This window comes from Vibrio sp. RC586 (assembly GCF_000176715.1).
Taxonomy (GTDB): Bacteria; Pseudomonadota; Gammaproteobacteria; order Enterobacterales; family Vibrionaceae; genus Vibrio.
The window spans coordinates 327,770-352,942 of record NZ_ADBD01000013.1 but is presented as its reverse complement, the minus strand read 5'-3'; the positions used below and the strand labels follow the sequence as shown (position 1 = coordinate 352,942).

Sequence of the window (25,173 nt, the reverse complement as noted above, 5' to 3'; positions counted from 1 at the left end):
AATTTGTTGCTAGTATAGTGACTAGTGTAAAAAATTTGATACTGAATATTAAAAAGTTGTAGTATATTTTTTTGCAAGGAAGTAATAAGGTGGAATAAAAAATGGTGGATAGTTATAAGAAGCCGTCTAAGGACTTAGACCGTATTGATCGCAATATATTGAATGAATTGCAAAAAGACGGTCGAATTTCAAACGTAGAATTATCAAAACGCGTGGGTCTTTCTCCTACGCCGTGTCTTGAGCGTGTTCGTCGCCTCGAGCGTCAAGGGTTCATTACCGGTTATACCGCACTATTGAATCCGCAATATTTGGATGCGTCACTGTTGGTGTTTGTTGAGATTACGTTAAATCGTGGTGCGCCCGATGTATTTGAACAGTTTAATACCGCGGTACAGAAACTGGATGATATTCAAGAATGTCATTTAGTTTCTGGTGATTTTGACTATCTATTGAAAACCCGAGTATCGGATATGGGGGCCTATCGTCGTTTGCTAGGTGACACCCTGCTTCGCCTACCAGGGGTCAATGACACTCGAACTTATGTGGTCATGGAAGAAGTGAAGCAAACCAACCAATTAGTGATTAAAACTCGCTAACCAAAAGCGAATGTTGGAGATCTTTCCACATTCTGACTTTCGCGAATTGGGTTTTTGCTTTTGATATGGTTAAATCTCCAAACAAACCGAGCGGCATTGGCCGCTCGGACTGTTTCAACGCCATGAAACTGCGTATAGTGATGCGCATGATGGCCTTAATCATAGTCAAGTTGGTTTATGTTCAAAGAGAACAAAAATAAAGTCGAAACCATTATCAAAACGAGTGAAGAGGCATCTTCTCCTCGACTCAATGGCTCACAACGTCTTAAGGAAAGCGGGCTGATCTTAGCTTTCTTATCATCTATTTTTCTTGCTGTTGGTCTTTTCAGTTTTAACCCCGCCGATCCATCATGGTCACAAACGGCATGGGGTGCGGATATTCACAATGCGGGTGGCTTAGTCGGAGCTTGGCTGGCGGACACACTATTTTTTGTTTTTGGCTCACTCGCTTATCCATTACCTTTCATCATTGCTTTTGCTGCGTGGGTGGTATTACGCAAACGTGATGAAAGTGAGGTTATTGATTTCACGTTATGGGGAACCCGTTTACTTGGCTTAACGATAGTCTTACTGACCAGTTGTGGTTTGGCGGATATTAACTTTGATGATATTTGGTATTTTTCATCTGGTGGTGTGATCGGGGATGTTCTTACTAGTCTAGCTTTGCCAATCCTCAATCTGTTAGGTACGACACTGGTGCTGCTTTTTTTGTGGGGGGCCGGTTTCACGCTGTTAACAGGAATTTCTTGGTTGCGTATTGTGGAATGGATTGGTGAGCGCAGCATTGCCACTTTTGTGGGGTTATTTAACCGCCTACGAGGTGAAAAAACTGAGCGTGTTACCCCTGCTTTGGTGAAACCAGAGTTACCAGAGGAAGAGCCTGAACCGTCATTCTCATTGGTGACGGAGCCAGAAGTTGAAGAGGAAGAACCCGCACTCCATTCTCGCCGTTTCAACATACATATGCCTGAAGAACGAGCTTTACCAGAGGTTCGAATTGAACCGCAAGATGAGTTTGTGCAACCGCAACCACGTGTAATGGCTCAGCCTACCCAGTTTGAACCCATAGTTTCAACACGTACTCAACAGTGGAATGCGACTATTGAGGAGCTCGATCAACAAGCTCGTTTAGTTGATGATTATGCCGATGAGGAAATTGAGGCTGTATCTGGCTCTTCACTGGTAGCTTCTACGGACTCAACGCTATCGACAAATATTATGATCGGTGAAGATGATGAGACAGGGGCTGAAAGCTTTAGCCACTCATTCAATATTGACATTGAAGATGAAGAGGTTGAGCCGAGTATTTCGAACTTAAGCTGGTCCGATGACGATGACGTGGATGAAATGCCTCCGGTTATCTCAACTCAATCCATTGATACTGAATGGGAGGAGGAAGAAGAGTCTGAGGATAGTGATGTCGCTGCATTCCAAAACATAGTCGCTGAAGCGCAAGCCAGCGCTATTGCAAAACAGAATCCATTCTTAGTGCAAAAAGCCGTTAATCTACCTAAGCCAACAGAGCCAATGCCAACACTGGAGCTGCTTTATCATCCAGAAAAACGTGAAAATTTTATTGATCGTGACGCGTTGGAAGAGATCGCACGCTTGGTTGAATCGAAGTTAGCGGATTACAAAATTCAGGCTCAGGTGGTGGATATTTTCCCAGGCCCTGTGATTACCCGTTTTGAGTTGGACTTGGCTCCTGGTGTGAAAGTCAGCCGAATTTCTAGCTTGTCGATGGACTTAGCGCGCTCGCTTTCAGCTATGGCAGTTCGAGTGGTTGAAGTGATTCCTGGCAAACCTTATGTTGGGCTTGAATTGCCAAATATGTCACGCCAGACGGTTTATCTGTCCGATGTGATTGCAAGCCCACAATTTAAAGAGTCTAAATCCCCGACCACCGTAGTGCTTGGACAAGACATCGCAGGTGACGCGGTGGTAGCTGACTTGTCAAAAATGCCTCACGTGCTGGTGGCGGGTACCACGGGTTCTGGTAAGTCGGTCGGCGTTAACGTCATGATTCTGAGTATGCTGTACAAAGCATCTCCTGAAGATGTACGTTTTATTATGATTGACCCGAAAATGCTGGAGCTTTCTGTCTATGAAGGTATTCCTCATCTCTTAGCGGAAGTTGTGACAGATATGAAGGATGCATCTAACGCACTGCGCTGGTGTGTGGGAGAGATGGAACGTCGCTACAAGCTTATGTCAGTACTGGGTGTGCGTAACATCAAAGGGTTTAATGATAAGTTACGTATGGCCGCTGAAGCTGGACATCCAATCTATGATCCTCTCTGGAAAGAGGGCGATAGTATGGACAGTGAACCTCCATTGCTTGAAAAATTGCCTTATATCGTGGTCGTTGTCGATGAGTTTGCTGACCTGATGATGGTAGTGGGTAAAAAAGTTGAAGAGCTGATTGCTCGTTTGGCACAAAAAGCTCGTGCCGCGGGTATCCACCTAATTTTGGCAACACAACGCCCATCGGTAGATGTGATTACAGGTCTGATTAAGGCCAACATTCCGACTCGTGTTGCTTTCACCGTTTCTACAAAAACGGACTCACGGACGATTTTGGATCAAAGCGGTGCAGAGTCTCTACTCGGTATGGGGGATATGCTTTATTTGCCTCCTGGCTCAAGTCATACGATTCGTGTACATGGTGCATTTGCTTCGGATGATGATGTGCATGCGGTGGTCAATAACTGGAAGGCAAGAGGCAAGCCTAACTACATCAGTGAAATTATCCAAGGGGATCATGGCCCAGACGCTATGCTGCCTGGTGAGCAGATGGAGTCTGATGAAGAGCTAGATCCACTGTTTGATCAAGTGGTTGAACACATTGTTGAAACGCGTCGAGGCTCTGTCTCTGGTGTGCAGCGTCGCTTCAAAATTGGTTACAACCGAGCGGCGAGGATTGTCGAGCAACTTGAAGCTCAGGGTATTGTCAGCGCGCCGGGGCATAACGGAAACCGTGATGTATTGGCTCCTGCACCAGTACGTGATTAAAAAACAAAAAAGGCGCTTAAAGCGCCTTTTTTAGTCATTAATATGGATCCGTTAGCGCGATGTTTTGGCTACTTGCGCAATGATGAACACGCCTAATGCCAGTAAGTTAGCAGCAAAAATAACCACTAACCATTGAGGCATTGAAAGCGTCAAAAATTGCCATACCACCTTGCTACAATCACCATACGCTTCAAACAGATTGGGAGCCCACTGATTTAATGGAGCCCATGACGGGAAGGTGACAAACAGGTCACAGGTAGCAAATGGTGAAGGATTGAATTGGTAGTTCACATGCTCCATCGCCAGAGTCAAGCCTTTGTAACTGCTCGCTCCCCAAGCCGCAAAACCTAACCAACGTACGATCGGGTTTTGCGGGGCAATAGCGCCAATCATGGCCGCTACGCCAATACCTAGCATTGCGATGCGTTCATAAATGCACATTACGCATGGTGCGAGCAACATGACATGCTGGAAATACATAGCACATAGGGTGAAGAAGACGACAAAAGCCAGTAGCAATAGCCAAGAGAGTCGCGATTGGGAAAACGATTTAAGAGAGGATAATAAACGCACAGATAGATCCTTGTTAAAAAGAAAAGCTCTGAATAGTCAGAGCTTTTTATCTTGGAATAGTTTCAGGTTCAACAGAAATTTAGTGGCCGCTTTGGAGCAAAGTATCTACTGCAGGAGCGACATGGTGGCTGATCCAGCCTAAATTGTAGAAAAACTCAGTCATCGGTTCGAGTAGGAACATAATTCCCATCAAGCCCACAATAGAAAGCACTAAGGTGTATGGAAAAGCCATCACGACCATCCGTCCATAAGAGAGGCGGATCAGTGGTGCCAAAGCCGAAGTTAGCAAGAACAAGAATGCAGCTTGACCATTTGGAGTTGCTACAGAAGGTAAGTTGGTACCCGTGTTGATAGCGACTGCGAGTAAATCAAATTGGTCACGAGAAATTAAGCCTTCCGTGAGAGCCGTTTTTACTTCAGTAATGTACACAGTACCAACGAATACATTGTCTGACACCATGGAGAGCAAGCCGTTAGCGACATAGAACAACGCCAACTGTGTACCGTGGTCTTCCACATTCAGCACAGCATCAATAACGGGTTTGAATAGTTCTTGGTCGATGATTACTGCCACAATTGAGAAGAAAACTGCTAACAGAGCGGTAAAGGGTAAGGCCTCTTCAAACGCTTTGCCAAGAGAGTGTTCCTCTATCACGCCTGTAAAGGCCGTTGCCAGAATAATTACGGATAGACCGATTAGGCCAACTGCGGCAAGGTGAAGGGCTAAACCGACAATCAGCCACACCGCAATCGCACCTTGTACCCACAATTTGGCGACATCTTGTGTAGTGCGGTTTTTACGTTCTTCAGAATCAAAATCGAGCAAGATCTGACGAACGTTAGCCGGCAAGCGGGCACCATAACCAAACAGACGGAGCTTCTCAACGAGCATACATGTCAGCATACCTGCAACAAAAACAGGCAGAGTCACTGGTGCCATACGAATTAAGAACTCACCGAAGTGCCAGCCAGCTTGATCCGCAATGATTAAGTTTTGTGGTTCACCCACCATGGTTGTTACACCACCAAGTGCGGTACCCACGCCTGCGTGCATCAAAAGCGAACGTAAAAACGCTCGATAGTTTTCAAGGTCATCACGAGTTAATTCAGGAATGCTCTCATCGTGAGTATGATCGTGAGAAGATTGGATGCTTTGCCCTGACGCTACTTTGTGATAAATCGAATAGAAGCCGACAGCAACGCTGATGATGACCGCAATTACAGTCAGTGCATCAAGGAAGGCAGAAAGAAACGCCGCAGTGACGCTAAAGGCGAGTGAAAGCAGAACTTTAGAGCGAATACCTAACAAGATCTTGGTGAAGATGAACAGCAGTAGCTGTTTCATAAAGTAGATACCTGCCACCATGAACACCAGAAGCAGTAGCACTTCAATGTTGGCAACAAGCTCGTGCTTGACTTGCTCAGGACTTGTCATTCCAATCGCTATCGCTTCAATAGCAAGTAAACCACCGGGCTGCAGTGGATAGCATTTTAGAGCCATCGCTAGAGTAAATATGAACTCAATTACCAACAACCAACCAGCAATGAAAGGGTTGATAAAGAAGAAGACGATTGGGTTAATAATGAGGAAAGAAATGATGGCAACTTTGTACCAATCAGGCGCTTTACCAAGGAAGTTCTTGATAAACGCATTTCCGAGGGACATCGGCATGGGAATTACTCTTAAACTGTTGTTATAGATAGACTCTGTGTCGTGCCTGTTATCACGAAAATATCGGACTCAGTGTTTAGACAAAATCTTCATCAACTGTGATTTGGAAAGAAAATAAAAGTATTAAATGGATTATATTCTTACCAAGTCACTCCTTGAGAAAAACAAGCACTCCGTACTTTGACCGCAACTGTACTTGCCGTTACATAATAGTCAACAACAAATATCATTATGATAAAAACTCACTAAACTTTCGTTAAAAAACGCGATCTAAGTGGCGTAAGCATAACACAAAGCGGCCAAAAAATTCATTTAGAAGCTGTGGGTTAGATGAAATAGAATTTAAAACATCTTAACTCGGAATAAATACCTCTTTGGAGTAAGTTTATTTTGCTAAAAGGGAATGACAGACTGTGAGCTGCCTTCCTGTTATTCCAAGCATTTTGTGCATTTTTTATTTTGGAAAAATGTTTCAGCTTCACCTTCTGCATAAAATGATCAGATTGGTTCATCTAAGTTAAATTAGAGTAATTACACTATGTTCGCTTTGTGACAAGATTATCGATGCTTGGTTTTCGAGTCGTACTAAGTAGTGGTATGATGAGTGCCATTCGACCCAAATAAAACAAGAATTGGATAAGTCATTAATGGTCATTAAGGCAAAAAGCCCAGCGGGTTTCGCTGAGAAATATATTATTGAGAGTATTTGGAACGGCCGTTTTCCACCGGGTTCTATCTTGCCTGCAGAGCGTGAGCTTTCAGAACTGATTGGGGTTACACGAACAACATTACGTGAAGTGTTGCAGCGCTTGGCTCGTGATGGTTGGCTCACTATCCAACATGGTAAGCCCACAAAGGTAAATCAGTTTATGGAAACCTCTGGGTTACATATTCTGGATACTTTGATGACACTTGATGCAGACAATGCCACCAGTATTGTTGAAGATCTTTTGGCTGCAAGAACCAACATCAGTCCTATTTTCATGCGTTACGCGTTTAAGCTGAATAAAGAAAGTGCTGAACGCATTATGATTAATGTCATCGAATCTTGTGAGGCTTTGGTGAACGCGCCATCTTGGGATGCCTTCATTACTGCCTCTCCATATGCGGAAAAAATTCAGCAGCACGTTAAAGAAGATAACGAAAAAGATGAACTTAAGAGACAAGAAATTCTGATTGCAAAAACGTTCAACTTTTATGATTACATGCTGTTCCAACGCTTGGCGTTCCACTCTGGTAACCAGATATATGGTTTGATTTTTAACGGATTGAAAAAGCTCTATGACCGAGTTGGGAGCTACTACTTCTCCAATCCAGAAGCTCGCGAGTTGGCGATGGAGTTTTACCGTCAACTGCTCGCTGTCTGCCAAAGTGGTGAGCGTGAGCAATTGCCTCATGTTATTCGCCAATATGGGATTGCGAGTGGTCACATTTGGCATCAGATGAAAATGACTTTGCCATCGAATTTTACAGAAGACGATTGCTAATTGAGTCTACTCACTCAGCAAAAAAGCCCGCATCGCGGGCTTTTTTTCACCATTATCCTCAAAGGTCTCAGGTGTTATGGGATTAGTTACCACCCGCAGCTTTGAACCATTGTGTTAAATGGGTTTTGAGATCTTTAAGTTCTTCTGGACCGATTAAGGCTAAACCGAGATCTTCCGCACGAGTGATATCGTTATGGCGTAATGGACGGAAACTCACCAACATAGCGCGTGCCTGTAGACCTCCGAGTAAGTCGCGGAGTGATTCTAGTTTATACAGTGTGTCGTCTCCATCATCTCGCATGCCTTTGGTTTTACATTCAATGATATGCAGCTTATTGTTTACAACGGTAGCGACATCAAGCTCATTACGGACTTCTCTGTCCCCTAATTGGCGGTAAACTTGTACGTTAAGCGAGCGATCTTGAATGGTCGGTAGGTCATCTTGAATCTGTTTAACGGTACTGTGCACAAGAGTTTCTAACCATTCGCCGTTGGAAAACCGGCGAGCCTCTTCATTGCTGAAAGTAAGGATACCATTTTCATAAGTGGCGATATTCGCTTCAACCAGATCGGTCAGCAGAAGGTTTAACTCGCGATAACCTTGTTGTTTATCAGAAAGTTCAACATCCAGTCGTTGTTCTTTACGGCAAGTGGTCGCTAAGTAATTTAATGTGGCAAGCCCTGGCCCCAATTCTAAAGCGTTACCCGCCCAACGCTCGCCTAATTCGTATAGTTGCTTATCGAGCTGTGGTGGTAGTTGGTGCTCATTAAATTCGCCTCGTGCACCAAAAATAGTGAGGTAATCGGCAATTGTGATACGGTCTTGAACTTGAGTGTCTTGGTTGCCATCCGGATAAAGCCAACATAGACAGTCGCTGTTGGGCTCAACCACAAAAATGGGCCAACGGTAGCTGCGGAAAATTTCGTAGGCTGAGAGTAATCGATGTCGTAAGCCGCAGCTTGCATTGAATTTAACTTCTTCTCCACGTGCTTTGAGCGATTCAGCCAGTTCACGAATCGCACTTTTAATGGCAGAAGTGTTAGCCCCTGCCGGGATTTCAAAGAAATCAGTCGTAATATTACGTTTGTTTAAAACATCGCTAAGGCGTTGAAAAATTACCGTTTGGGACTTGTCGCCGATAAAAATGATGTGGCGGCTAACGGTTCGATGATCGAGCAGTGGTGTGACTAAGCGAACTGGATCCTGATCGATAATCCCTACATGTATAGCCATAAAGTTTCCTCATGATTTGCTTGCATGAGTGGAGAGAAAAGTGGCGCAAGCTTTGTTACTCATATAACGATGAGGGGATGAAAAAACAAGAGCGACTCGATTTAAAAGTCGCTCTTTGCGAAAAAATTGACACGAAAGGTACAAAGACTTAGCTAATGCTAAAGTTTGAAACGATGTACCAATTCACTTTGTTGGTTAGCCAATGCTGTCAGACTCGCACTGGTTTGTGCGATTTGAGACATAGCTCGATAGCTCTCATCTGAGATGTGATTGATATCTTCAATACTGCGCGCTATCGAGGTTGTGGTTTCGTTTTGCTCACCAGCGGCTTGAGAGATATGTGTACTCATATGGCTGATTTCGATAATCAGTGCTTGGATCTCTTCCATCGCGCTGTTGGCGTGCGAGGCTTGTTCAACCGACATCTCCATATCTTGCATACAGCTTTCAATCACTTTGCTCGCAGATGACGAGCTCGTTTGTAGGTTACTGATCATCGATTCAATTTCAGAAGTCGATTGGGTAGTGCGCTGAGCTAACACGCGAACTTCATCTGCTACCACTGCAAAACCACGGCCTTGCTCACCTGCGCGTGCAGCTTCAATCGCGGCGTTGAGTGCTAACAGGTTAGTTTGTTCAGCGATATTACGGATCACATCCAAAATCGAACCGATTTGGCTACTCATCTTACGAAGATCACCGACTGCTTCAACTGACTCAATCAGGCGTGTTTCAAGCTGGCGGATGGTGCTGATATTGTTACTCATGATTTGGCGACCTGATTCAGACGCAGTTTCCACCTGTTGTACCATGGCTAATGAGTTTTGAGCGCTGTTAGCGACTTCTTGTACAGAATGCGCCATTTCGGTCATTGCAGCCGCTACGCTAGAAGTTTGTTCACGTTGGCTATTCAATTTATTTTGCGCACTGAGCGAAGTCGTTTGGTTATTGGAGGCGGTTGCAGTTAAATCATCAGAAGCACTATTTAGTTTCACTAAAATATCATGCAAGCTGTCAGCAAGCGTGTTGATATGGCGGCTTAAGCGACTGAATTCGTTGTTGTAACGGATCTCGATGCGTTGAGTCATATTCCCTTGAGTCAAGCTTTCCAGCGCGCGCAGGATCCTAGTGACCGGTTCACGCACACTGTGCGCGATATGATACCCAATCGCAGTCGCTAATAGGACGACAGCAATGCCAATAATAATCGCCTTGATGGTGCCTTGTTGGTATACCGAACCCGCTTCAGTCAGTGATTGATTAAGATCATCGGTGGCGGTTTGGTTAAACGCCCCCAAAATTGTCATTGCTTTATCTATCTCGCGGGCAAGATTGGCAATGTTGTCATAGAGTGCAGCACGAGCTTGTAGGTATTCATCGTGTTGATCGAGCACACCACCTTTTTGGCCAATATCTTGGGTGAATTTTGCCACGGGTTCTTCAAAACGTTCCTTCAACTGAGGTAACTGAGTGACTAGCCCACGATAGGCGTAGTTAAGATGAGTGACCGCTTTTTTATTAAGGTTGACTGCTTTTTCCACGAAAGCAATGTCTGAGCTCGCTAGTGCGTCTGAGGTAATGACTTCCGCATCTTTGAGTTTGATGAAATAGCTTTTGGCCATCACTTTAACGGAGATGCTGTCGTTGTTATCAACAAACTCCTTCATACCAATACTCAATTCAGAATGTAGGCGTTGAAACTCTCGAGTGGATTTTTGCACCGCAGCTTGCGCGGCAAACATGGCTTGATAGTTATTCATCGCAAGGTCAGCCTCGTTGAAATAACGCGCCTCAAGCTGTTTTAATTCCGCGATAGGTTGTTCGAGTTCAGGGTGGTTTTGACTGGCTTGGCTCAGCTCGTCAAGTACTGTTTGGAATCTTTGCTTGGAAGTAGAAAATGCCTGACGCATTTCACTCATGCGTTCAGTATCTTGCGTGGTAAGAAAGTCTTTAAACGATTTATCAGCAGATAACAGTTGAACACTGGTTTGGTTTGACAGCGATACTAAGGGTAGCGCTGTCTCTGAAACACTTTCAAAATTGCTATGGATTTGACTCATCCCTCGCAGCATGATCGCAACGGTCACCACGAACATGATAATGATTAACGCAAACCCCGCATACATTCGCCTGATAACGGAACCCTGCATATTTTCTCTCCCTCGAACATCACTCATTGTTATTAGAATTCATCAAAGACAAATTTGTCTTAAAAAAGTAACAAAACAATCGCGATTGTATTGAGATTGGGAATTGTGTTTTATGACCGATACAGCAAAAACAACCTTTCTCCAGTGAGCTTGCTCAGGTTCTTTTAACTGTACGGTGTTTTTTATTGAGCTTTAGTATGCCTTGACGCATACTCAAGCCAGAAAAATTCTCAATCAAAACCTTTGTATGGAGTACGTCATGGCGGAAGAAACCATTTTCAGCAAAATCATTCGCAAAGAAATTCCAGCCGATATTCTTTATCAAGATGATTTGGTGACCGCATTTCGAGACATTCATCCGCGTGCCCCTAGCCATATCTTGATCATTCCTAATAAGTTGATCCCAACTGTGAATGATGTAGTGGTGGAGGATGAGCTTGCGCTTGGGCGTATGTTTACAGTGGCAAAGAAAATTGCCGAGCAAGAAGGAATTGCAGAAAACGGTTACCGCTTGATCATGAACTGCAATTCACATGGTGGTCAGGAAGTCTATCACATCCATATGCACTTGGTTGGTGGTCGCCCCCTCGGCCCTCTGCTAATGGGCTAAATGAATTTTAATGATGTCGAATGGTGAACTATAAAGTGTATCGATACCAACAGCTTCCTATACGCTGCATCACTCTGACCATGACATCTCTACTGCTCGCAGGGTGTGCCAATCTCACCGCTGGCAATCTTTTTAGCCACTACAGTGCGCAAAATAATGCTTTGTATCAGTCTGTTGCGGCTGGGCAGTATCAACAAGCAACGCAATTGTTGCCTGATTATGTTGCTGGTGATGTATTGGATAACCTTGAAAAAGGTCGTGTCTACTTTTTAAACCAGCAGTACGTTGAAAGTCAGCAGAGTTTGTCCGTGGCTGATCAAGTGGTGAAGCAGCAACAAGATAGGGCGATTATCTCCATCAGTAGTACCTCGACCAGCGTGGGATCGCTTGCGGTTAATGATAATCTCAATGAGTATGAACCTGCCGATTATGAGCTGGGCTTTTTGCACCTGTACTTAGGTTTGAACTATGTACGCAATAATGACCTTGATGGAGCGTTAGTTGAGATGCGCCGTGCTAATCAAGTGCAAGAAGAGGCCAAAAAGCGGCGTGAACAAGAGCTAGCGAGAGCGGAACAAGACATGCGCGCCCAAGGGGTGTCTCCCAATTTAGGCAGTGTGCTTGCTCAATACCCAGATGCAGGTAAGAGCTTACAAGCGGTGCAGAATGGTTACTTGCTCTATCTTTCAGCATTGCTTTATGAAGCAGATAATGATTTGAACTCTGCGTACGTGGACTACCGCAGAGCATTGGCTGTTGCACCCAATAATCCAGCCGTTATTGATGGAATATTAAGAGTCGCAGCTCGGCTTGGTATGCAGCAGGACCTCAAATTGTTGAAGCAGCAATATGGTGAACCCAAGCGCTTGGCGTCTTCTCAAGCACGAGTCATCGTGATTGAAGAACAGGGAATAGTGCAACCTAAGCAGGAATGGCGACTCTCTTTACCGCTTTATGACAGTCGTGGTAACGCAGCGTTGTATTCTCTGGCTTTACCTTATTATGCGCAGTCAGTGACGCCCAGTAGTGCATCTTTTACTCTGAATGGTGTGAGTATGCAGCCAATGCCAGTTACCGATGTCAATTTAATGGCAACGCAGGCGCTGAGTGAGCAGATGCCAACGCTAGTGCTGCGCCAAGCATTACGTGTAGTGGCAAAAGATCAACTGCGTAAGGAAGCTACGCAGGAAGAGGATGTGGCTAATTTAGTCTTTAATATATGGAATACCCTAACCGAGCAGCCGGATACGCGCAGCTGGTTAACTTTGCCCGCGGCTGTCAATACCGTTACTCAAGTGGTGAACGCGGGTGATCAAGTGCTGGATATTGCAGGTACTCACTATACCTTTCATGTTCCAGAGAATGGCACTGCGTTAGTTTGGCTATCAAGGCAAAGTAACAACGTGACGATTTGGCATAAACAACTAGGGATACGGTAATGAGAACGTGGCTATTAGCAGTATTAACAGGTCTACTGTTGGTGGGATGCAGTGCGAATACCGCAGGTTTGCGAGTTGATGGTGCATCACAACAAGTATTATTCAATGACAGTGTGTTAAGCAAAAGCCTGAGCATTGAAGATATCGCAACAACGACCGTGGATGGGCACACTCGTGGTGTGGTTCGTCTGCAGAGCAATCAAAAAAGTGATCTGAATGTCCAGTATCGCTTTTACTGGTATGACAATGATGGGCTTGAAGTGAACACTAAGTTAAGCCCATGGAAAACCATCATTTTGCGAGGCATGGAAACCGTGTCACTGACTGAGGTCTCGGTAAACCCGAATGGCAAGCAGTTCCGCGTCCAGATTCGCGAAAATAATGAATAAAAAACATAAGTTTTAAGAGGTATGACAATGAAAAAGAGTGTTATTGCCCTGCTAGGTTTGGCGGTAATCTTAGGGGGATGTTCAAATAAAGTTAGTTACGGTGATGCACAAGCGGTAGAGACGGTTAATGTTGACTTCGGTTCAACCGATCTGCAAAAAATCGCGGCTGAAATGGTCGACAGCATGATGATGTCAGGATCTGTTTCTGCGATTACTCGCGATGGCCGCCCAATTGTGTTTGTTGAGCGTATCAAGAATAAAACCAGTGAGCATATCGATACCGAATCGATTACCGATACCATCAGTACCAAAATGCTTAACTCAGGTAAATTCCGTTTTGTAGACATGGATCGCGTAGAAGCGGTACGTGATCAATTGAACTTTCAAAACAATGATGAACTTGTCAATCAAAGTACAGCGATTCAATTTGGTAAGATGGTCGGTGCTCAATATATGTTGTACGGCAACCTGTCTAGTATTGTGAAAAATGATGGCAGTGATAAAGACGTCTACTACAAGATGACGATGCGTTTGATGGACTTACAAACGGGCTTGATTGAATGGGCTGATGAAACCGAAATTCGTAAGCAACAATCAAAGAGCTTATTGGGTTTGTAAAACATCCACACAGAGAAGGAGTTGGTAATGGCAAAGATTGCATGGCGTGAAGCAAGCTCGTTGGACCCATCACTTTTGTCGTTGACTCCTTTCTTCTCTGTACCTCCTGATTATGCGCAGACCTTAACAGGAGGCCTCACCAACCGTTGCTGGAAAATTACCACGGGCGATCGTGCTTTTGTGTGGCGACCAGCAACGGCCATCACCAAAGCTTTTTCTATCTCCCGATTTCAGGAATACCAAATCCTCAAAGCGATTGAGCATGATCATATTGGGCCTAAAGCTGAAATGATTAATGAGCAAGGGCTGCTAGTGGAGTGGATTGACGGGGAATCACTTCGTGACGGTGTCCCGTTTGATCAGGTATTGAAAACTCAAATATGTATTCATGAGTTAGATATTCACCGAATTCCTGTTGCCCCATTTAACTACCTTGGCCGAGTGGATCACTATTGGCTACAGATTCGTGAAGATCTGAAAACAGAAGCGGTGAAAGCGCTGTATGAGCAGTGGCGTTCAGTCCCAAATCTGGCCGATGTCGGACAGGTACTCTGTCATTTTGATTTGGCGGGTTACAACATGGTGAAGACCGCGCAAGGTCCAAGAGTGATAGATTGGGAATACTCAGCCTTAGCCGATCCGCGCATTGATTTAGCCCTGAGTATTGATGTGGCAGAAGAAAAAGCACTTGATGTGGTTTTCCGTTATTGCCAACTTCGTGAACTATCGGGCATCGATGATTGGGTGGAGGGTGTTCAAGCGTGGCAACCACGCGCCGCCATGATGGCGATGCTCTGGTATCTACTCGCTTATCAATTGTGGGGTGAGGAGATCTATTTGCAGCAAGCACAACTGATTGAACAGGCTTTAAGCTAGCACATCATTTAACTTGGTTTTGACCAATGCTTTTGGTTAAGTTTGCCATATGAGTGGGCTGCTTTTTCATATTCTTTTTATTGATATTTTCGCTAGGCTGTTTAAAACCATGCTCATCGTGGTAGATTAAAACCTCAAGGAATGGGGATAAGATTATGATTATTTATTTACACGGATTCGATTCAACCAGCCCAGGCAACCATGAGAAAGTGCTGCAACTGCAGTTCATTGATAGTGATGTTCGATTTATCAACTACAGCACGTTACACCCCAAACATGACATGCAACATCTGCTCAAAGAAGTACATAAAGCGATTGAACAATCAGGCGATCCACACCCACTGATCTGTGGGGTAGGGTTAGGGGGGTATTGGTCTGAACGGATTGGTTTTTTGTGTGGAATCAAACAGGTGATATTTAACCCTAACTTGCATCCAGAATTGACCATGCAGGGGCGCATTGACCGCCCAGAAGAGTATGATGATATCGCGACTAAGTGTGTTGAGCTGTTTCGTACCAAAAATCAAGGTCGCTGCTTAGTGGTGCTTTCTCGTCAGGATGAAATTCACGACAACCAGAAAACCGCGCAAGAGTTGCAAGATTATTACGAGATCATTTGGGATGAAACCCAAACCCACAAATTCAAAAAAATCGCTCACCACCTGCAAACAATGAAATCTTTTAAAGCGATGTAACTTCGTTGAATGATTGAATTATCAACAGCCTCTTTGTGAGGCTGTTTTTGCTCATCCATACCCACAAAAAAACTAATGAGAACCTGTCAATCTGTGGTTGCGCGATAGAATCAGCCCTATATAATGACTTACACCAAGATTTGTTGATAAATATCAAAAAAAATTGAGAGCAAGTCTAAAACTTGCCAATTAGTTGTGTTAGCGCAGATTTTTTCTGCCAAATAACGTGCCACTAAGAGTAACTAACCTCACCCTAGTCAGATGTTAGACATCATGGCGATAACAGATTCCTTCAGCACGAGAGTTCGGGCTGGATAATAATTATTCATCTTTATTTGAGGATTGTTGTTGTGACACGAATTATTGTTGTAGGTGGTGGAGCTGGCGGTTTAGAGCTAGTCACCAAATTGGGTCGCACACTTGGGCGTAAAGGCCGAGCCAAGGTTACTTTGGTTGACCGTAATTCAAGCCATCTTTGGAAACCCTTGTTGCATGAAGTGGCAACTGGCTCTCTGGATGAAGGTGTCGATGCGCTGAGCTACCGTGCACATGCAAAAAATCACAGTTTTGATTTCCAGCTTGGCAGCTTAGAGTCGATTGATCGTGAAAACAAAAAAATCACGTTAAGCGAGCTAAAAGATGAGCACGGTGAACTGCTGATGCCAAAGCGTGATTTGGAATACGATATGTTGGTGTTGGCGATCGGTTCAACATCGAATGACTTCAATACACCAGGTGTGAAAGAACACTGTATTTTCCTTGATAGCCCAGAACAAGCAGATCGTTTCCGTACTGAAATGAATAATGAGTTCCTGAAGTTGCACGCGAAAAACGGGCAAGGAACGGTAGACATTGCAATTGTAGGTGCGGGCGCAACGGGCGTTGAGCTCTCAGCAGAGTTGCACAACGCTGTTAAAGAGCTGCGTACTTATGGTTTTGGTGATCTCGACTCGAGTAAATTGAACGTGAACTTGATTGAAGCGGGAGAACGTATTTTACCTGCATTGCCACCGCGCATCTCGGCGGCGGCGCATCAAGAACTCACTAAGCTAGGCGTGAATGTTCGTACCATGACCATGGTGACTAAAGCGGAAAAAGATGGCTTAACCACTAAAGATGGTGAGAAAATTTCCGCGCACATCATGGTTTGGGCAGCAGGCATTAAAGCGCCAGATTTTATGAAAGACATCGCCGGACTTGAGACAAACCGTATTAATCAATTGATCGTTAAAGGTACTTTACAAACGACACGTGACGATGATGTTTTCGTGATTGGCGATTTGGCACAATGCACTCAAGCGGACGGAACGTTTGTACCGCCACGAGCTCAGGCTGCACACCAAATGGCCTCTCTGGCGTTTCGTAATATCGTAGCCAAAATGTATGGTCGTGAGTTGAAATCTTACGTCTATAAAGATCATGGCTCGCTAGTGTCTCTGAGTCGCTTCTCCACCGTAGGTAGCCTAATGGGCAACTTAACTCGTGGTTCTATGATGGTTGAAGGACGTATCGCACGAGTGGTGTATATCTCTTTGTATCGAATGCACCAAATGGCGTTGCATGGCATGTTTAAAACAGGCTTGATGATGTTGGTAGGACGAATTAACCGCGTACTGCGCCCAAACCTGAAACTGCATTAATGTTATCGATTTGATAATAAATAAAGCGGCACAGAGTGCCGCTTTATTTTTGCGTGTGACCATTCTACTCATGGTCTGTAACGCCAAGTGCTTGAGGTATATGTTAGGGTATTAAAGAAAACACAATTCCAGCTTTGGGGTCTCCAGCATACAAAAATCGATTTAGGGCGAGCTGTTCCTGAACCGCGCCACACTTTAGGGCTAAAGCTTGGCTCGGTACATTTTCTGGGTCACAGACAATTTCTAACCGAGTGAGCTCTAATCGCTCAAAGCAAAACAGAATCAATGCCGTGAGTGCCTCCCTCCCGTAGCCATGTCTTTGGTGAGCATCGGCAATCCAATATCCTAAGCTAGCCATGTTGAAAGTGTGGTAAAACTCATTAATTGCCACCATGCCGACTAAGGTTTGGGTCTGTCGTTCAAAAACACCAAATCCATAGGCTTCGGCTTTCACCCAATTAAGACGTGTGGCTTGAATAAATAACTCCGCCTCTTGCTTACTAAAGAGCGCATGGCACCAATCTACCCACTGATGCAGTGCTTGAGACTGGCGAATACAATGCACTAAATCATCGACTTCATCGGCTGCGATCAGGCGAAGTTGCAAGCGTTGGGTCACTATTTGGAAATCGGGTGTCATGGTTATCCTTCTTGGCGTGGTTATACAAACCGATGAGCTCTGCCATTGATTATAAGCAGCATTACAAGATTTATCGAAAATCCAACATGTTGCCGGAGAAAGAACGCTGAAATAAGAATAAAAAAGCCGCTCCAATGGAGCGGCAATGGAGCGGCTAGCGAGTAGGTAGGGGTTATTGCAGTGGCGCACGAATGGTTGCAGAGCGGAAGCTGTTGTGTGTTAACCAGCTAGGTTGCGCATCGGCAGGGACGGAGCCATTGAGCTTAATGTCTGAGAAGCTGAACGCATACTGATTCCAATTGCGTGTTGCTTTTTTCCAAGGCTTACTGAGATCCGCAGACTCATAAACGTACACACCGTGGTTGAGATTACTTTCACGATCGTAGTCATTGGCGACCATGATCAGCGCTGCGTTATCATTGCCCGCAAGATCCACCACAATCGGGTATTCCCATAGTGTGCCTGACGAGTTAGCGATAATACTCAACACTTGACCTGTTTTGCCATCGAGGATACGCATTCTTAAACGATCTTGGACTAACACTTCATCAATGCCATCGTCATCGAAGTCATAGGCAGAAACCCCGATTTTGCCACTGTTGAGATCATCGTTTAGCACAGACCACACTTTATTACCTTTGGCATCGTACATATCAACGGCTTTGTAGCCAGCATAGACAATACCCATGTGTGATTGATCTGCCTGTACTTTACCAACTAGGAACTGTACCGCGTTCACCTGTTGCTTATTTTTGAGCAAGAGTTTTTCTTTACTCCAGACATTAATGCCAAGCAGTTGTGAGCCTTGTGGGATGTCATAACGTACTGTGTCTGATTTTGATAGGGTAACAGGCGCTAGATATGGAACCGTTTTTTGTTTCCATACAGGGGCAAGGTAAGAGACTCGTATTGCGTGCCAACCGAAGAACCAGCAATAAACCGTTTTTGTCCGCCACTCTAAACCAAGATAGCTAATGACTTTGGTTCTCCATTCAAAACCAAGATATGTAAAGGCTGAGCTTTTCGAACCTACGGTAACGGTTGAACCATTATCGAGCGTGAATTTCATCTCCAATATACCGTAGCTCCACCAGTCTTTAAATTTGCCGTAGGTGACGTCAACAGCACGAACTTTGGAGGAGTCAATATAGCGTAGAGAGCCACCGCTGCCGCCAACCACGTTTTGACTGTTTGCTCCAATAGCGTCAACGATCGAGCCTGAACGAATAGCTAATTGGTGATCACTTCCAGCTAAAACACGTTGTCCATTCGCCCAATCTGTATAACCGTAAACGCCAGATTGAGCATCAACATTACTTGCACTGCCAGTCTTAGATCCTAAGAAGCTAGAAACTGCTTGTACACTACCACCTGGGTTGTTGACATTGTTGACTCGCCATTTCAGTGAACCATCATGCTCCAATACGGCAATTTCACTGTTTTCTGGGGTGCTGAGGGATGCTGGGACAGAAACGACTAACTCGGGTTGATCATCGCCATCTAAATTGGCAACAGAGGAGAACCAAGCCGTATCATTCGCTTGGTATTGCCATTGGTAAGCTCCGTTATTGCTGTATAGCGTACCGTTGGCAAACACTTCGCGTTGCCCATCGTCATTGGTATCAAGTGCGACAGAACTTGGTGCCCAATCATGACTAAATAACAAACCAGAGTCGTAATTATAAACGCCATCGGCTGCGAGAATTTCTACTGAGCCATCACCATTAAGGTCGGCTAAAGCGATATCACCGACCGAACGCCAACCAGAGGCGTATTTTAGCAGTTGTTTTTTGATGTTGCCTTGGTTGTCTAATATGTTGATATAAGGGGTTAAAGTGCTCGTAGAAACAATTTCGATGAAGCCATCGCCGTCTAGGTCTGCGGCCGCTGGAGCATAGCGTGCATCGGCAATAATGCCGCCGTTGCTGTAAGTCCAAAGTTCTGAACCATCAACACCGCTCAATGCTCGCAGATAACCGCCCTGAGAGTACTGATTCCCTTGGAAAGTCACCACAATTACGTCGGCAACATCGTTTGCATCGATTTTGCCATCGCCGTTATCATCGTTCAGTTGAGCGGTAATGGGGGCTGCCATTACTTGATTGGATTCTGGGTGAAATTGGCTGGTAGACCAAGCCCATTTCAATTTAGTTTGTATATCACTGCTGCTTGACGCGAATGCATAGCTTGGAGCAACCAAATGGCTCAACGCAAATACACTTATCGCGGTCAACGTTTTTTTATGTTTCATGGCTTGACCTTCATCTCTCTTAACAGTTCGAGTGGGTTGCATAATGAGTTTCCATACTCTCTCGCTAGATTGATGCGTAAATGAATAAAATCGATGGCACCAATAACAAAGTGCTGAGAGCGATAGAATTATCAATGGCAAATGCACAAGGGTTCAACCCAAGGAATGGTTTTAAGAGTGAGTTCTTATTCAGCAGACAAATTGGCACATTAAATGTGAGAGAGGTGAATCATAAATGAAACAAGATGACATAGATGGCTGCACCCAGTGGGCGAAATTTTACGATGCTCAAATGGCTTAAGATAAGAGAGGGGTGTTGGTGAGTTTGAACTCGCTAAAAGAAAGTGAATCCAAACTCACGTACAGACAGGAGTTATGTTATTCGGCAACACGTCGAACTTGGATGATCATGCCCATCAGTGGGTGATCAAGATAGTGGGTTTCACCACTGCGCATACGGCGTTTCTGATCCATTCGATAACTTTTTAAGAAGGTTTCTTCTTCAACGGTTGGAGATACCGCTTCGAGTAAGCCAGCCTGTACTGTCGCCCCTTGTTCTTCTGGTGTTGTGCTGAGCTGTAAAGTTGCGTCTTGTAATGTCACTTCACGTACTGCAGGCTTTTTCAAATCCAGTAGGGCTTCTGCAAATAGGAAGTGCTGAACGTAAATCTGCAATGTGCCATCGAGCTCATACAATGGTTTGGCAATACTCATTTCGGTCACGCCATCGACAGGCGCTGCCACGTTTTTGCTGCCGATCGGGGCGCCATCAGCTTGAAATTGTCCGGAGTAATCACGCCCAGCCTGAATGTGGAACACTGGAGCTGATTGACGGCCTTGATCACTTTGACGCCAAGCTGTATGCAGCAATACGTTGAAACCTGCATGGTTGCGTAATTTCTGAGCTTCGCTATTGAGCTGATACGCGGAAGAAGGTAACAACGTGACTCCTTTGCTTTGGCGAAAACTGACGTCTGCGAAACTGCCTGCGCGGTCAATATTGATAGCGGGCAAGCTGTTCGGCCAAGATTCACTCACTTTTTCAGCATCTACTGCCCGTTTAAAAAAGATGACTTCAATATCAAACTGTCGGGCCGCCATGCTGGGCATTGCAATCAGCAATAGCAGCAGTGGGATCAATCTTTTCATTGTCACTCCGTTGTTCAGTGTTTCACACTGGGTTATTACTTTCTTGGGTTATTACTTCTGGCTAATGACTTACATCGCCGGTAACACATTTTGCTGGAAATTGTTCAAGATGTCAGCGACAAATTGAATGCGTGCACCGCGTTCAACCAAAGGTAAGGTAAATTTAAATTTGGTTGGCCCATCCATTGCAAACTGCTTAGGTTGCGACTGCAGCAGTTTAACCAAAAACAGTGGGTTAATGTCAGCATTGGGATAGAACTCTATGTATCCACCGCGCTCATGGGCTTCAATTTTACGCACTTTGAGACGCATAGCACTCAGTTTCAGCTCCGCGATGGCGAGTAAGTTTAACGCGGCGTCAGGCAATTTACCAAAGCGATCAATCAATTCGACTTTGAGCTCGACTAATTCATCTTCACTGGCGACGCTAGCAATCTGTTTGTACATCGACAAACGGGTGTTGATGTCTGGGATATAATCATCCGGTAGCAAGGCAGGCAGACGCATTTCAACTTCGGTTTGCTCACGTAGCAAATCATCAAGCGCAGGTTCTTTACCGGACTTGAGTGCATCAACTGCTTGTTCGAGCATTTCCATATACAAAGTAAAACCGATAGATTGAATTTGGCCGCTCTGTTCTTCACCTAGCAGTTCACCAGCACCACGAATTTCCAAATCGTGCGTGGCGAGAGTGAAGCCCGCTCCCAAATCTTCTAAGGATGCGATGGCCTCTAAACGTTTTACTGCATCTTTGGTAATCGCTTTCGGCGGCGGGGTTAACAAGTAGGCGTACGCTTGGTGATGCGATCGCCCTACACGGCCACGCAATTGGTGCAACTGAGCCAAACCTAAGCTGTCCGCACGATCCATAATAATGGTGTTAGCCGTTGGAACATCGATACCGGTTTCGATGATCGTGGTACACACTAGTAAATTAAAGCGCTGGTGGTAGAAATCGTTCATCACTTTTTCTAGTTCACGCTCGCGCATTTGCCCGTGTGCCACGGTAACTCGTGCTTCTGGAACCAGTTTTTCTAAATCTGCAGCCACTTTGTCGATGGTTTCGACCTGATTGTGCAGGAAGTACACCTGACCACCACGCATGATTTCACGTAGCACCGCTTCACGGATCACGCTGTCCTCACTTTGGCGCACAAAGGTTTTGATCGCTAATCGACGCGCTGGCGGCGTCGCGATGATGGAGAGATCTCGCATGCCACTCATCGCCATATTCAGTGTGCGCGGAATCGGCGTTGCAGTGAGGGTGAGGATGTCGACATCCGCACGCATCGCTTTGACTTTCTCTTTTTGACGTACCCCGAAACGGTGCTCTTCATCAACAATCAGCAAGCCAAGATCAGCAAAACGAATTTCGCTAGAGAGTAGTTTATGGGTGCCGACCAGAATATCGACCTTACCGTCCGCCACATCTTGTAAGATAAGTTTCTGCTCTTTGGCTGATTTAAAGCGGGAGAGCACTTCGACGCGGATCGGCAAGTTGGCAAATCGGTCGCGGAAATTCTCGAAATGTTGCTGCGCCAGTAGAGTTGTAGGGACTAATACCGCCACTTGTTTGCCATTATCGGTTGCAACAAAAGCTGCGCGCATCGCCACCTCGGTTTTACCAAAACCGACGTCACCACACACTAAACGATCCATGGCTTTGGGTTGGCACATGTCCGACAGCACAGCGTTGATCGCCATCGCTTGGTCATCGGTTTCTTCAAACGGGAAGGTGGCTTTGAAGGTGGCGTATTGTTCGCGGTCGAGGTGGAATTTAAAGCCCGGTTTGATTTCGCGCTTTGCATACACATCCAATAGCTCTGCTGCGACATCGCGCACTTTTTCAGCCGCTTTACGGCGAGCTTTGACCCACGCCTCGCCACCCAGTTTATGTAATTGGGCGGCTTCTTCTGCACCACCGGAATAACGGCTGATCAGGTTGAGTGACGAAACTGGGACATACAGCTTGGCTTCGTTTTGATACTCCAGCATGACGTATTCGCTGATCATGCCACCCGCTTCGAGAGTTTGTAGCCCTAAGTAGCGGCCAATCCCGTGATCGATATGTACAACGGGTTGCCCCGGTTTGAGCTCGGCAAGGTTGCGGATTACCGCATCGCTGTTGGTGACGGTTTTGCGATCTTTCTTACGGCGACGTTGAATCACCCGATCACCAAGTAAATCGCTTTCACAGATCAGGGCAATTTGGTTGTCGCCATAAATAAATCCACGCTCTGCGGCACCCAGTACTAGCGAGAACTTCTCTGCTTGTTGGCAGGCAATGCTGAATTCACTTTGGCTTTGTGGGCGCAACTTGATGCGTTGCAAAAGTTCAAGCAAGGCTTCACGGCGGCCTTCAGATTCGACCGAGAAAATGATTTTGCCAACAAATTGCTCACTAAACTGGCGCAGTGCTGCCAAAGGCTCTTTGTTTTGATGCTCAACGGCTAATATGGGCAATGGCTGTACTTGGGCATTCATTCGTCCTGCACGTAGCTCGATAGGTGAGCTTGTCAGTTGGACTTGCGGCAGCGTTTTAAAGTGGGCAAACAGCTCATCTTTACGCAACCAAAGCTCATTCGGTGGCAGCAATGGGCGCAATGGGTCGATATTGCGTTGGTCGTAACGGTAATCGACATCAGCCAAAAATTGGTCGATAGATTTTTCCAACTCGCCCACGACCAAGAGCTGGCTGTTGGAGGGGAGATAGTCGAATAAGGTTTCGCTGTGATCAAAGAACAACGGCTGCCAGTACTCAATACCCGCAGGCCAAGTGCCTTTGGAGACTTGGCTATAAATGGATTCAGGTTCGCGGCGTGCTTCAAAGCGCTGACGCCAGCGATTACGAAACTCTTCAATTGCAGCCGCTGTGGTCGGGAATTCATGTGCGGGCAACAGACGAATCTCATCCATTTCAGCAATCGAACGTTGGTTCTCCGGATCGAAAGTGCGAATGGTGTCGATCTCATCATCAAAAAAATCAATCCGAAACGGGTCACTGCTGCCCATCGGGAAGAGATCGAGAATCGAACCGCGGCTCGCGTATTCACCGGGACCAAATACCTGATCAACATGGCGATAACCGCTATTTTCTAACTGTAGGCGTAGCTTATCGAGCGAGAAAAGGTCACCTCGCTTAACGATTAAGGTGTGCTGCAATAAGAAGTCACGCGGTGATTGGCGTTGCAGTAAAGTGCTGACTGGCACAATCGTGATGCCACGCGTCAGGCTTGGCAGTTGATACAAGCGCGAAATGCGATCGGAAATGATGTCTTGATGTGGCGAAAAATTATCGTACGGCAGTGTTTCCCAATCAGGGAAGAGTGCGACTTCGCTGTGGCTAAACTGTTCAACTTCGTGCAGCAGTTTGAGTGCCGTTTGCGGATCCGGCACTGCCAGCAAAGTATGGCTGGTATGTGCGTTAGCCAATTCAGCAATGGCTAAGGCAAGGCTAGAGCCGTGTAAGTTACCGATGGCTTTTTTGTCTCCGGCACCTTGCGCCGTAAACAGAGAGAGTAGGGAATGTGTAGTCATAGTCACGCTTGAGGTTTTTCTCGGTCTAGTGAGCGTTGACGCAGCAGGCGCTGCTGTTGATATAGGGCGGCTTTGATCAGTAAATCCTGATCCACATCGCGCAGCAGATCATACTTCAGTGTTACTAAGGTGTGTTCTGATTGTTGGCTACATTCGGTCACGCTAGCGTAGCAGTATATGGCTGCGGCTGGGTATTCTAAAAACAGCTTAACGCGAACTTTTTGCCCCAAAGCTAAGGGGGCTTTTGCCAAATAGGTGAGTTGACTGGCGCCAAAACGAGTGGTTGCACTGCGTGATTGCGGATCATCTTGCTGTGACAGCATAAAAGTCAGGAGCAGATTGAGCTTTGAGTTTTGCGCTTCAAGCAGTTGCAAGACACTTTTAAAGTCACTGTTTTTCAGCTCCATGCGCGCACTGTCGCTGAGTTGTTCCAATTGGCTGAATTCACTCGCCACCACAAAAGGAGCGGGGATTTCCGCTTCAAATATCTCATGAGAAGGGAGAGTGAAATGGTCCGCCAACGGCTCCACATTGATAGTTAGTGCGTGGTGGACAGTAAAGAATTCTTGATCATTCATAGAGGGTTCCTTCTCACATCTGTGTTG

General features: G+C 45.6%; 19 protein-coding genes. 10 read left to right on the top strand and 9 right to left on the bottom strand.

Annotated features, from left to right (window positions below; genetic code table 11):
* Positions 1-101: 101 nt before the first annotated feature.
* Both lrp and VOA_RS03950 read left to right on the top strand, forming a co-directional pair.
* Positions 102-596, top strand: a complete 495-nt coding sequence (gene lrp / locus VOA_RS03945; protein ID WP_000228498.1) for a leucine-responsive transcriptional regulator Lrp — start codon at positions 102-104, stop codon at positions 594-596.
* A gap of 177 nt (positions 597-773) precedes the next feature.
* Positions 774-3,608, top strand: a complete 2,835-nt coding sequence (locus tag VOA_RS03950; protein ID WP_000471966.1) for a DNA translocase FtsK — start codon at positions 774-776, stop codon at positions 3,606-3,608.
* A 51-nt stretch (positions 3,609-3,659) separates the two neighbouring features.
* Here the strand turns inward: VOA_RS03950 and dsbB are convergent, their stop codons facing one another.
* Together dsbB and nhaB are read right to left on the bottom strand one after the other, a co-directional pair.
* A complete protein-coding gene (dsbB, locus tag VOA_RS0118595; RefSeq protein WP_032468374.1) occupies positions 3,660-4,181 on the bottom strand; it encodes a disulfide bond formation protein DsbB in 522 nt (173 codons plus the stop codon).
* 79 nt (positions 4,182-4,260) lie between these two features.
* Positions 4,261-5,853 (bottom strand): Na(+)/H(+) antiporter NhaB, encoded by a 1,593-nt coding sequence (gene nhaB / locus VOA_RS03955; RefSeq protein ID WP_001132259.1) that lies wholly within the window; start codon positions 5,851-5,853, stop codon positions 4,261-4,263.
* 647 nt (positions 5,854-6,500) lie between these two features.
* Between nhaB and fadR the strand changes: the two genes are divergently transcribed.
* Complete coding sequence (fadR, locus tag VOA_RS03960; RefSeq protein ID WP_000234816.1) at positions 6,501-7,340, top strand: fatty acid metabolism transcriptional regulator FadR; 840 nt, start codon at positions 6,501-6,503, stop codon at positions 7,338-7,340.
* An 82-nt stretch (positions 7,341-7,422) separates the two neighbouring features.
* Here fadR and VOA_RS03965 read toward each other — a convergent pair whose 3' ends face one another.
* A complete protein-coding gene (locus tag VOA_RS03965) occupies positions 7,423-8,574 on the bottom strand; it encodes a DUF1887 family protein (RefSeq protein WP_000974443.1) in 1,152 nt (383 codons plus the stop codon).
* A gap of 158 nt (positions 8,575-8,732) precedes the next feature.
* Positions 8,733-10,724, bottom strand: a complete 1,992-nt coding sequence (locus VOA_RS03970) for a methyl-accepting chemotaxis protein (protein ID WP_032468373.1) — start codon at positions 10,722-10,724, stop codon at positions 8,733-8,735.
* Between the two features lie 259 nt (positions 10,725-10,983).
* On the opposite strand from VOA_RS03970, the gene hinT reads away from it, so the two are divergent.
* The 7 genes from hinT to VOA_RS04005 all read left to right on the top strand — a co-directional run bounded on the left by hinT (position 10,984) and on the right by VOA_RS04005 (position 16,991).
* The gene (gene hinT, locus VOA_RS03975; RefSeq protein ID WP_000807124.1) at positions 10,984-11,334 is read left to right on the top strand and encodes a purine nucleoside phosphoramidase; all 351 of its coding nucleotides are present in this window, start codon (positions 10,984-10,986) and stop codon (positions 11,332-11,334) included.
* 20 nt (positions 11,335-11,354) lie between these two features.
* Positions 11,355-12,773 (top strand): COG3014 family protein, encoded by a 1,419-nt coding sequence (locus tag VOA_RS03980; protein ID WP_000248743.1) that lies wholly within the window; start codon positions 11,355-11,357, stop codon positions 12,771-12,773.
* Positions 12,773-13,162, top strand: coding sequence for a YcfL family protein (locus VOA_RS03985; RefSeq protein WP_001261385.1), 390 nt, complete (start codon positions 12,773-12,775; stop codon positions 13,160-13,162). The genes VOA_RS03980 and VOA_RS03985 overlap by 1 nt, the downstream gene beginning before the upstream one ends.
* Positions 13,163-13,189: 27 nt before the next feature.
* Positions 13,190-13,780: a penicillin-binding protein activator LpoB gene (lpoB, locus tag VOA_RS03990; RefSeq protein WP_000750165.1), complete on the top strand. Its 591-nt coding sequence runs from the start codon at positions 13,190-13,192 to the stop codon at positions 13,778-13,780.
* Between the two features lie 27 nt (positions 13,781-13,807).
* A complete protein-coding gene (locus VOA_RS03995) occupies positions 13,808-14,656 on the top strand; it encodes a phosphotransferase (protein ID WP_001062363.1) in 849 nt (282 codons plus the stop codon).
* 155 nt (positions 14,657-14,811) lie between these two features.
* On the top strand, positions 14,812-15,351 hold the full coding sequence (gene ycfP, locus VOA_RS04000; protein ID WP_000587951.1) for an alpha/beta hydrolase YcfP: 540 nt from the start codon (positions 14,812-14,814) through the stop codon (positions 15,349-15,351).
* A gap of 350 nt (positions 15,352-15,701) precedes the next feature.
* Positions 15,702-16,991 (top strand): NAD(P)/FAD-dependent oxidoreductase, encoded by a 1,290-nt coding sequence (locus VOA_RS04005; RefSeq protein ID WP_000196850.1) that lies wholly within the window; start codon positions 15,702-15,704, stop codon positions 16,989-16,991.
* Positions 16,992-17,094: 103 nt separating this feature from the next.
* Here the strand turns inward: VOA_RS04005 and VOA_RS04010 are convergent, their stop codons facing one another.
* The 5 genes from VOA_RS04010 to VOA_RS04030 form a co-directional block, all read right to left on the bottom strand.
* Complete coding sequence (locus VOA_RS04010; RefSeq protein ID WP_000186698.1) at positions 17,095-17,631, bottom strand: GNAT family N-acetyltransferase; 537 nt, start codon at positions 17,629-17,631, stop codon at positions 17,095-17,097.
* Positions 17,632-17,803: 172 nt separating this feature from the next.
* Positions 17,804-19,882, bottom strand: a complete 2,079-nt coding sequence (locus VOA_RS04015; RefSeq protein ID WP_032468402.1) for a beta-prism lectin domain-containing protein — start codon at positions 19,880-19,882, stop codon at positions 17,804-17,806.
* A gap of 378 nt (positions 19,883-20,260) precedes the next feature.
* The gene (locus VOA_RS04020; RefSeq protein WP_000825623.1) at positions 20,261-21,031 is read right to left on the bottom strand and encodes a peptidoglycan binding protein CsiV; all 771 of its coding nucleotides are present in this window, start codon (positions 21,029-21,031) and stop codon (positions 20,261-20,263) included.
* A 69-nt stretch (positions 21,032-21,100) separates the two neighbouring features.
* A complete protein-coding gene (gene mfd, locus VOA_RS04025; RefSeq protein ID WP_000207279.1) occupies positions 21,101-24,568 on the bottom strand; it encodes a transcription-repair coupling factor in 3,468 nt (1,155 codons plus the stop codon).
* A 2-nt stretch (positions 24,569-24,570) separates the two neighbouring features.
* Positions 24,571-25,146 carry a hypothetical protein gene (locus VOA_RS04030; protein ID WP_000999597.1) on the bottom strand — a complete coding sequence of 192 codons (576 nt, stop codon included), beginning with the start codon at positions 25,144-25,146 and terminating at the stop codon, positions 24,571-24,573.
* Positions 25,147-25,173 lie beyond the last annotated feature (27 nt).

Coding starts and splice junctions, on each gene's coding strand:
- lrp (WP_000228498.1), top strand. CDS start 102: ATGGTGGATAGTTATAAGAAGCCGTCTAAGGACTTAGACCGTATTGAT.
- VOA_RS03950 (WP_000471966.1), top strand. CDS start 774: ATGTTCAAAGAGAACAAAAATAAAGTCGAAACCATTATCAAAACGAGT.
- nhaB (WP_001132259.1), bottom strand. CDS start 5,853: ATGCCGATGTCCCTCGGAAATGCGTTTATCAAGAACTTCCTTGGTAAA.
- fadR (WP_000234816.1), top strand. CDS start 6,501: ATGGTCATTAAGGCAAAAAGCCCAGCGGGTTTCGCTGAGAAATATATT.
- VOA_RS03965 (WP_000974443.1), bottom strand. CDS start 8,574: ATGGCTATACATGTAGGGATTATCGATCAGGATCCAGTTCGCTTAGTC.
- VOA_RS03970 (WP_032468373.1), bottom strand. CDS start 10,724: ATGCAGGGTTCCGTTATCAGGCGAATGTATGCGGGGTTTGCGTTAATC.
- hinT (WP_000807124.1), top strand. CDS start 10,984: ATGGCGGAAGAAACCATTTTCAGCAAAATCATTCGCAAAGAAATTCCA.
- VOA_RS03980 (WP_000248743.1), top strand. CDS start 11,355: ATGGTGAACTATAAAGTGTATCGATACCAACAGCTTCCTATACGCTGC.
- VOA_RS03985 (WP_001261385.1), top strand. CDS start 12,773: ATGAGAACGTGGCTATTAGCAGTATTAACAGGTCTACTGTTGGTGGGA.
- lpoB (WP_000750165.1), top strand. CDS start 13,190: ATGAAAAAGAGTGTTATTGCCCTGCTAGGTTTGGCGGTAATCTTAGGG.
- VOA_RS03995 (WP_001062363.1), top strand. CDS start 13,808: ATGGCAAAGATTGCATGGCGTGAAGCAAGCTCGTTGGACCCATCACTT.
- ycfP (WP_000587951.1), top strand. CDS start 14,812: ATGATTATTTATTTACACGGATTCGATTCAACCAGCCCAGGCAACCAT.
- VOA_RS04010 (WP_000186698.1), bottom strand. CDS start 17,631: ATGACACCCGATTTCCAAATAGTGACCCAACGCTTGCAACTTCGCCTG.
- VOA_RS04015 (WP_032468402.1), bottom strand. CDS start 19,882: ATGAAACATAAAAAAACGTTGACCGCGATAAGTGTATTTGCGTTGAGC.
- VOA_RS04020 (WP_000825623.1), bottom strand. CDS start 21,031: ATGAAAAGATTGATCCCACTGCTGCTATTGCTGATTGCAATGCCCAGC.
- mfd (WP_000207279.1), bottom strand. CDS start 24,568: ATGACTACACATTCCCTACTCTCTCTGTTTACGGCGCAAGGTGCCGGA.
- VOA_RS04030 (WP_000999597.1), bottom strand. CDS start 25,146: ATGAATGATCAAGAATTCTTTACTGTCCACCACGCACTAACTATCAAT.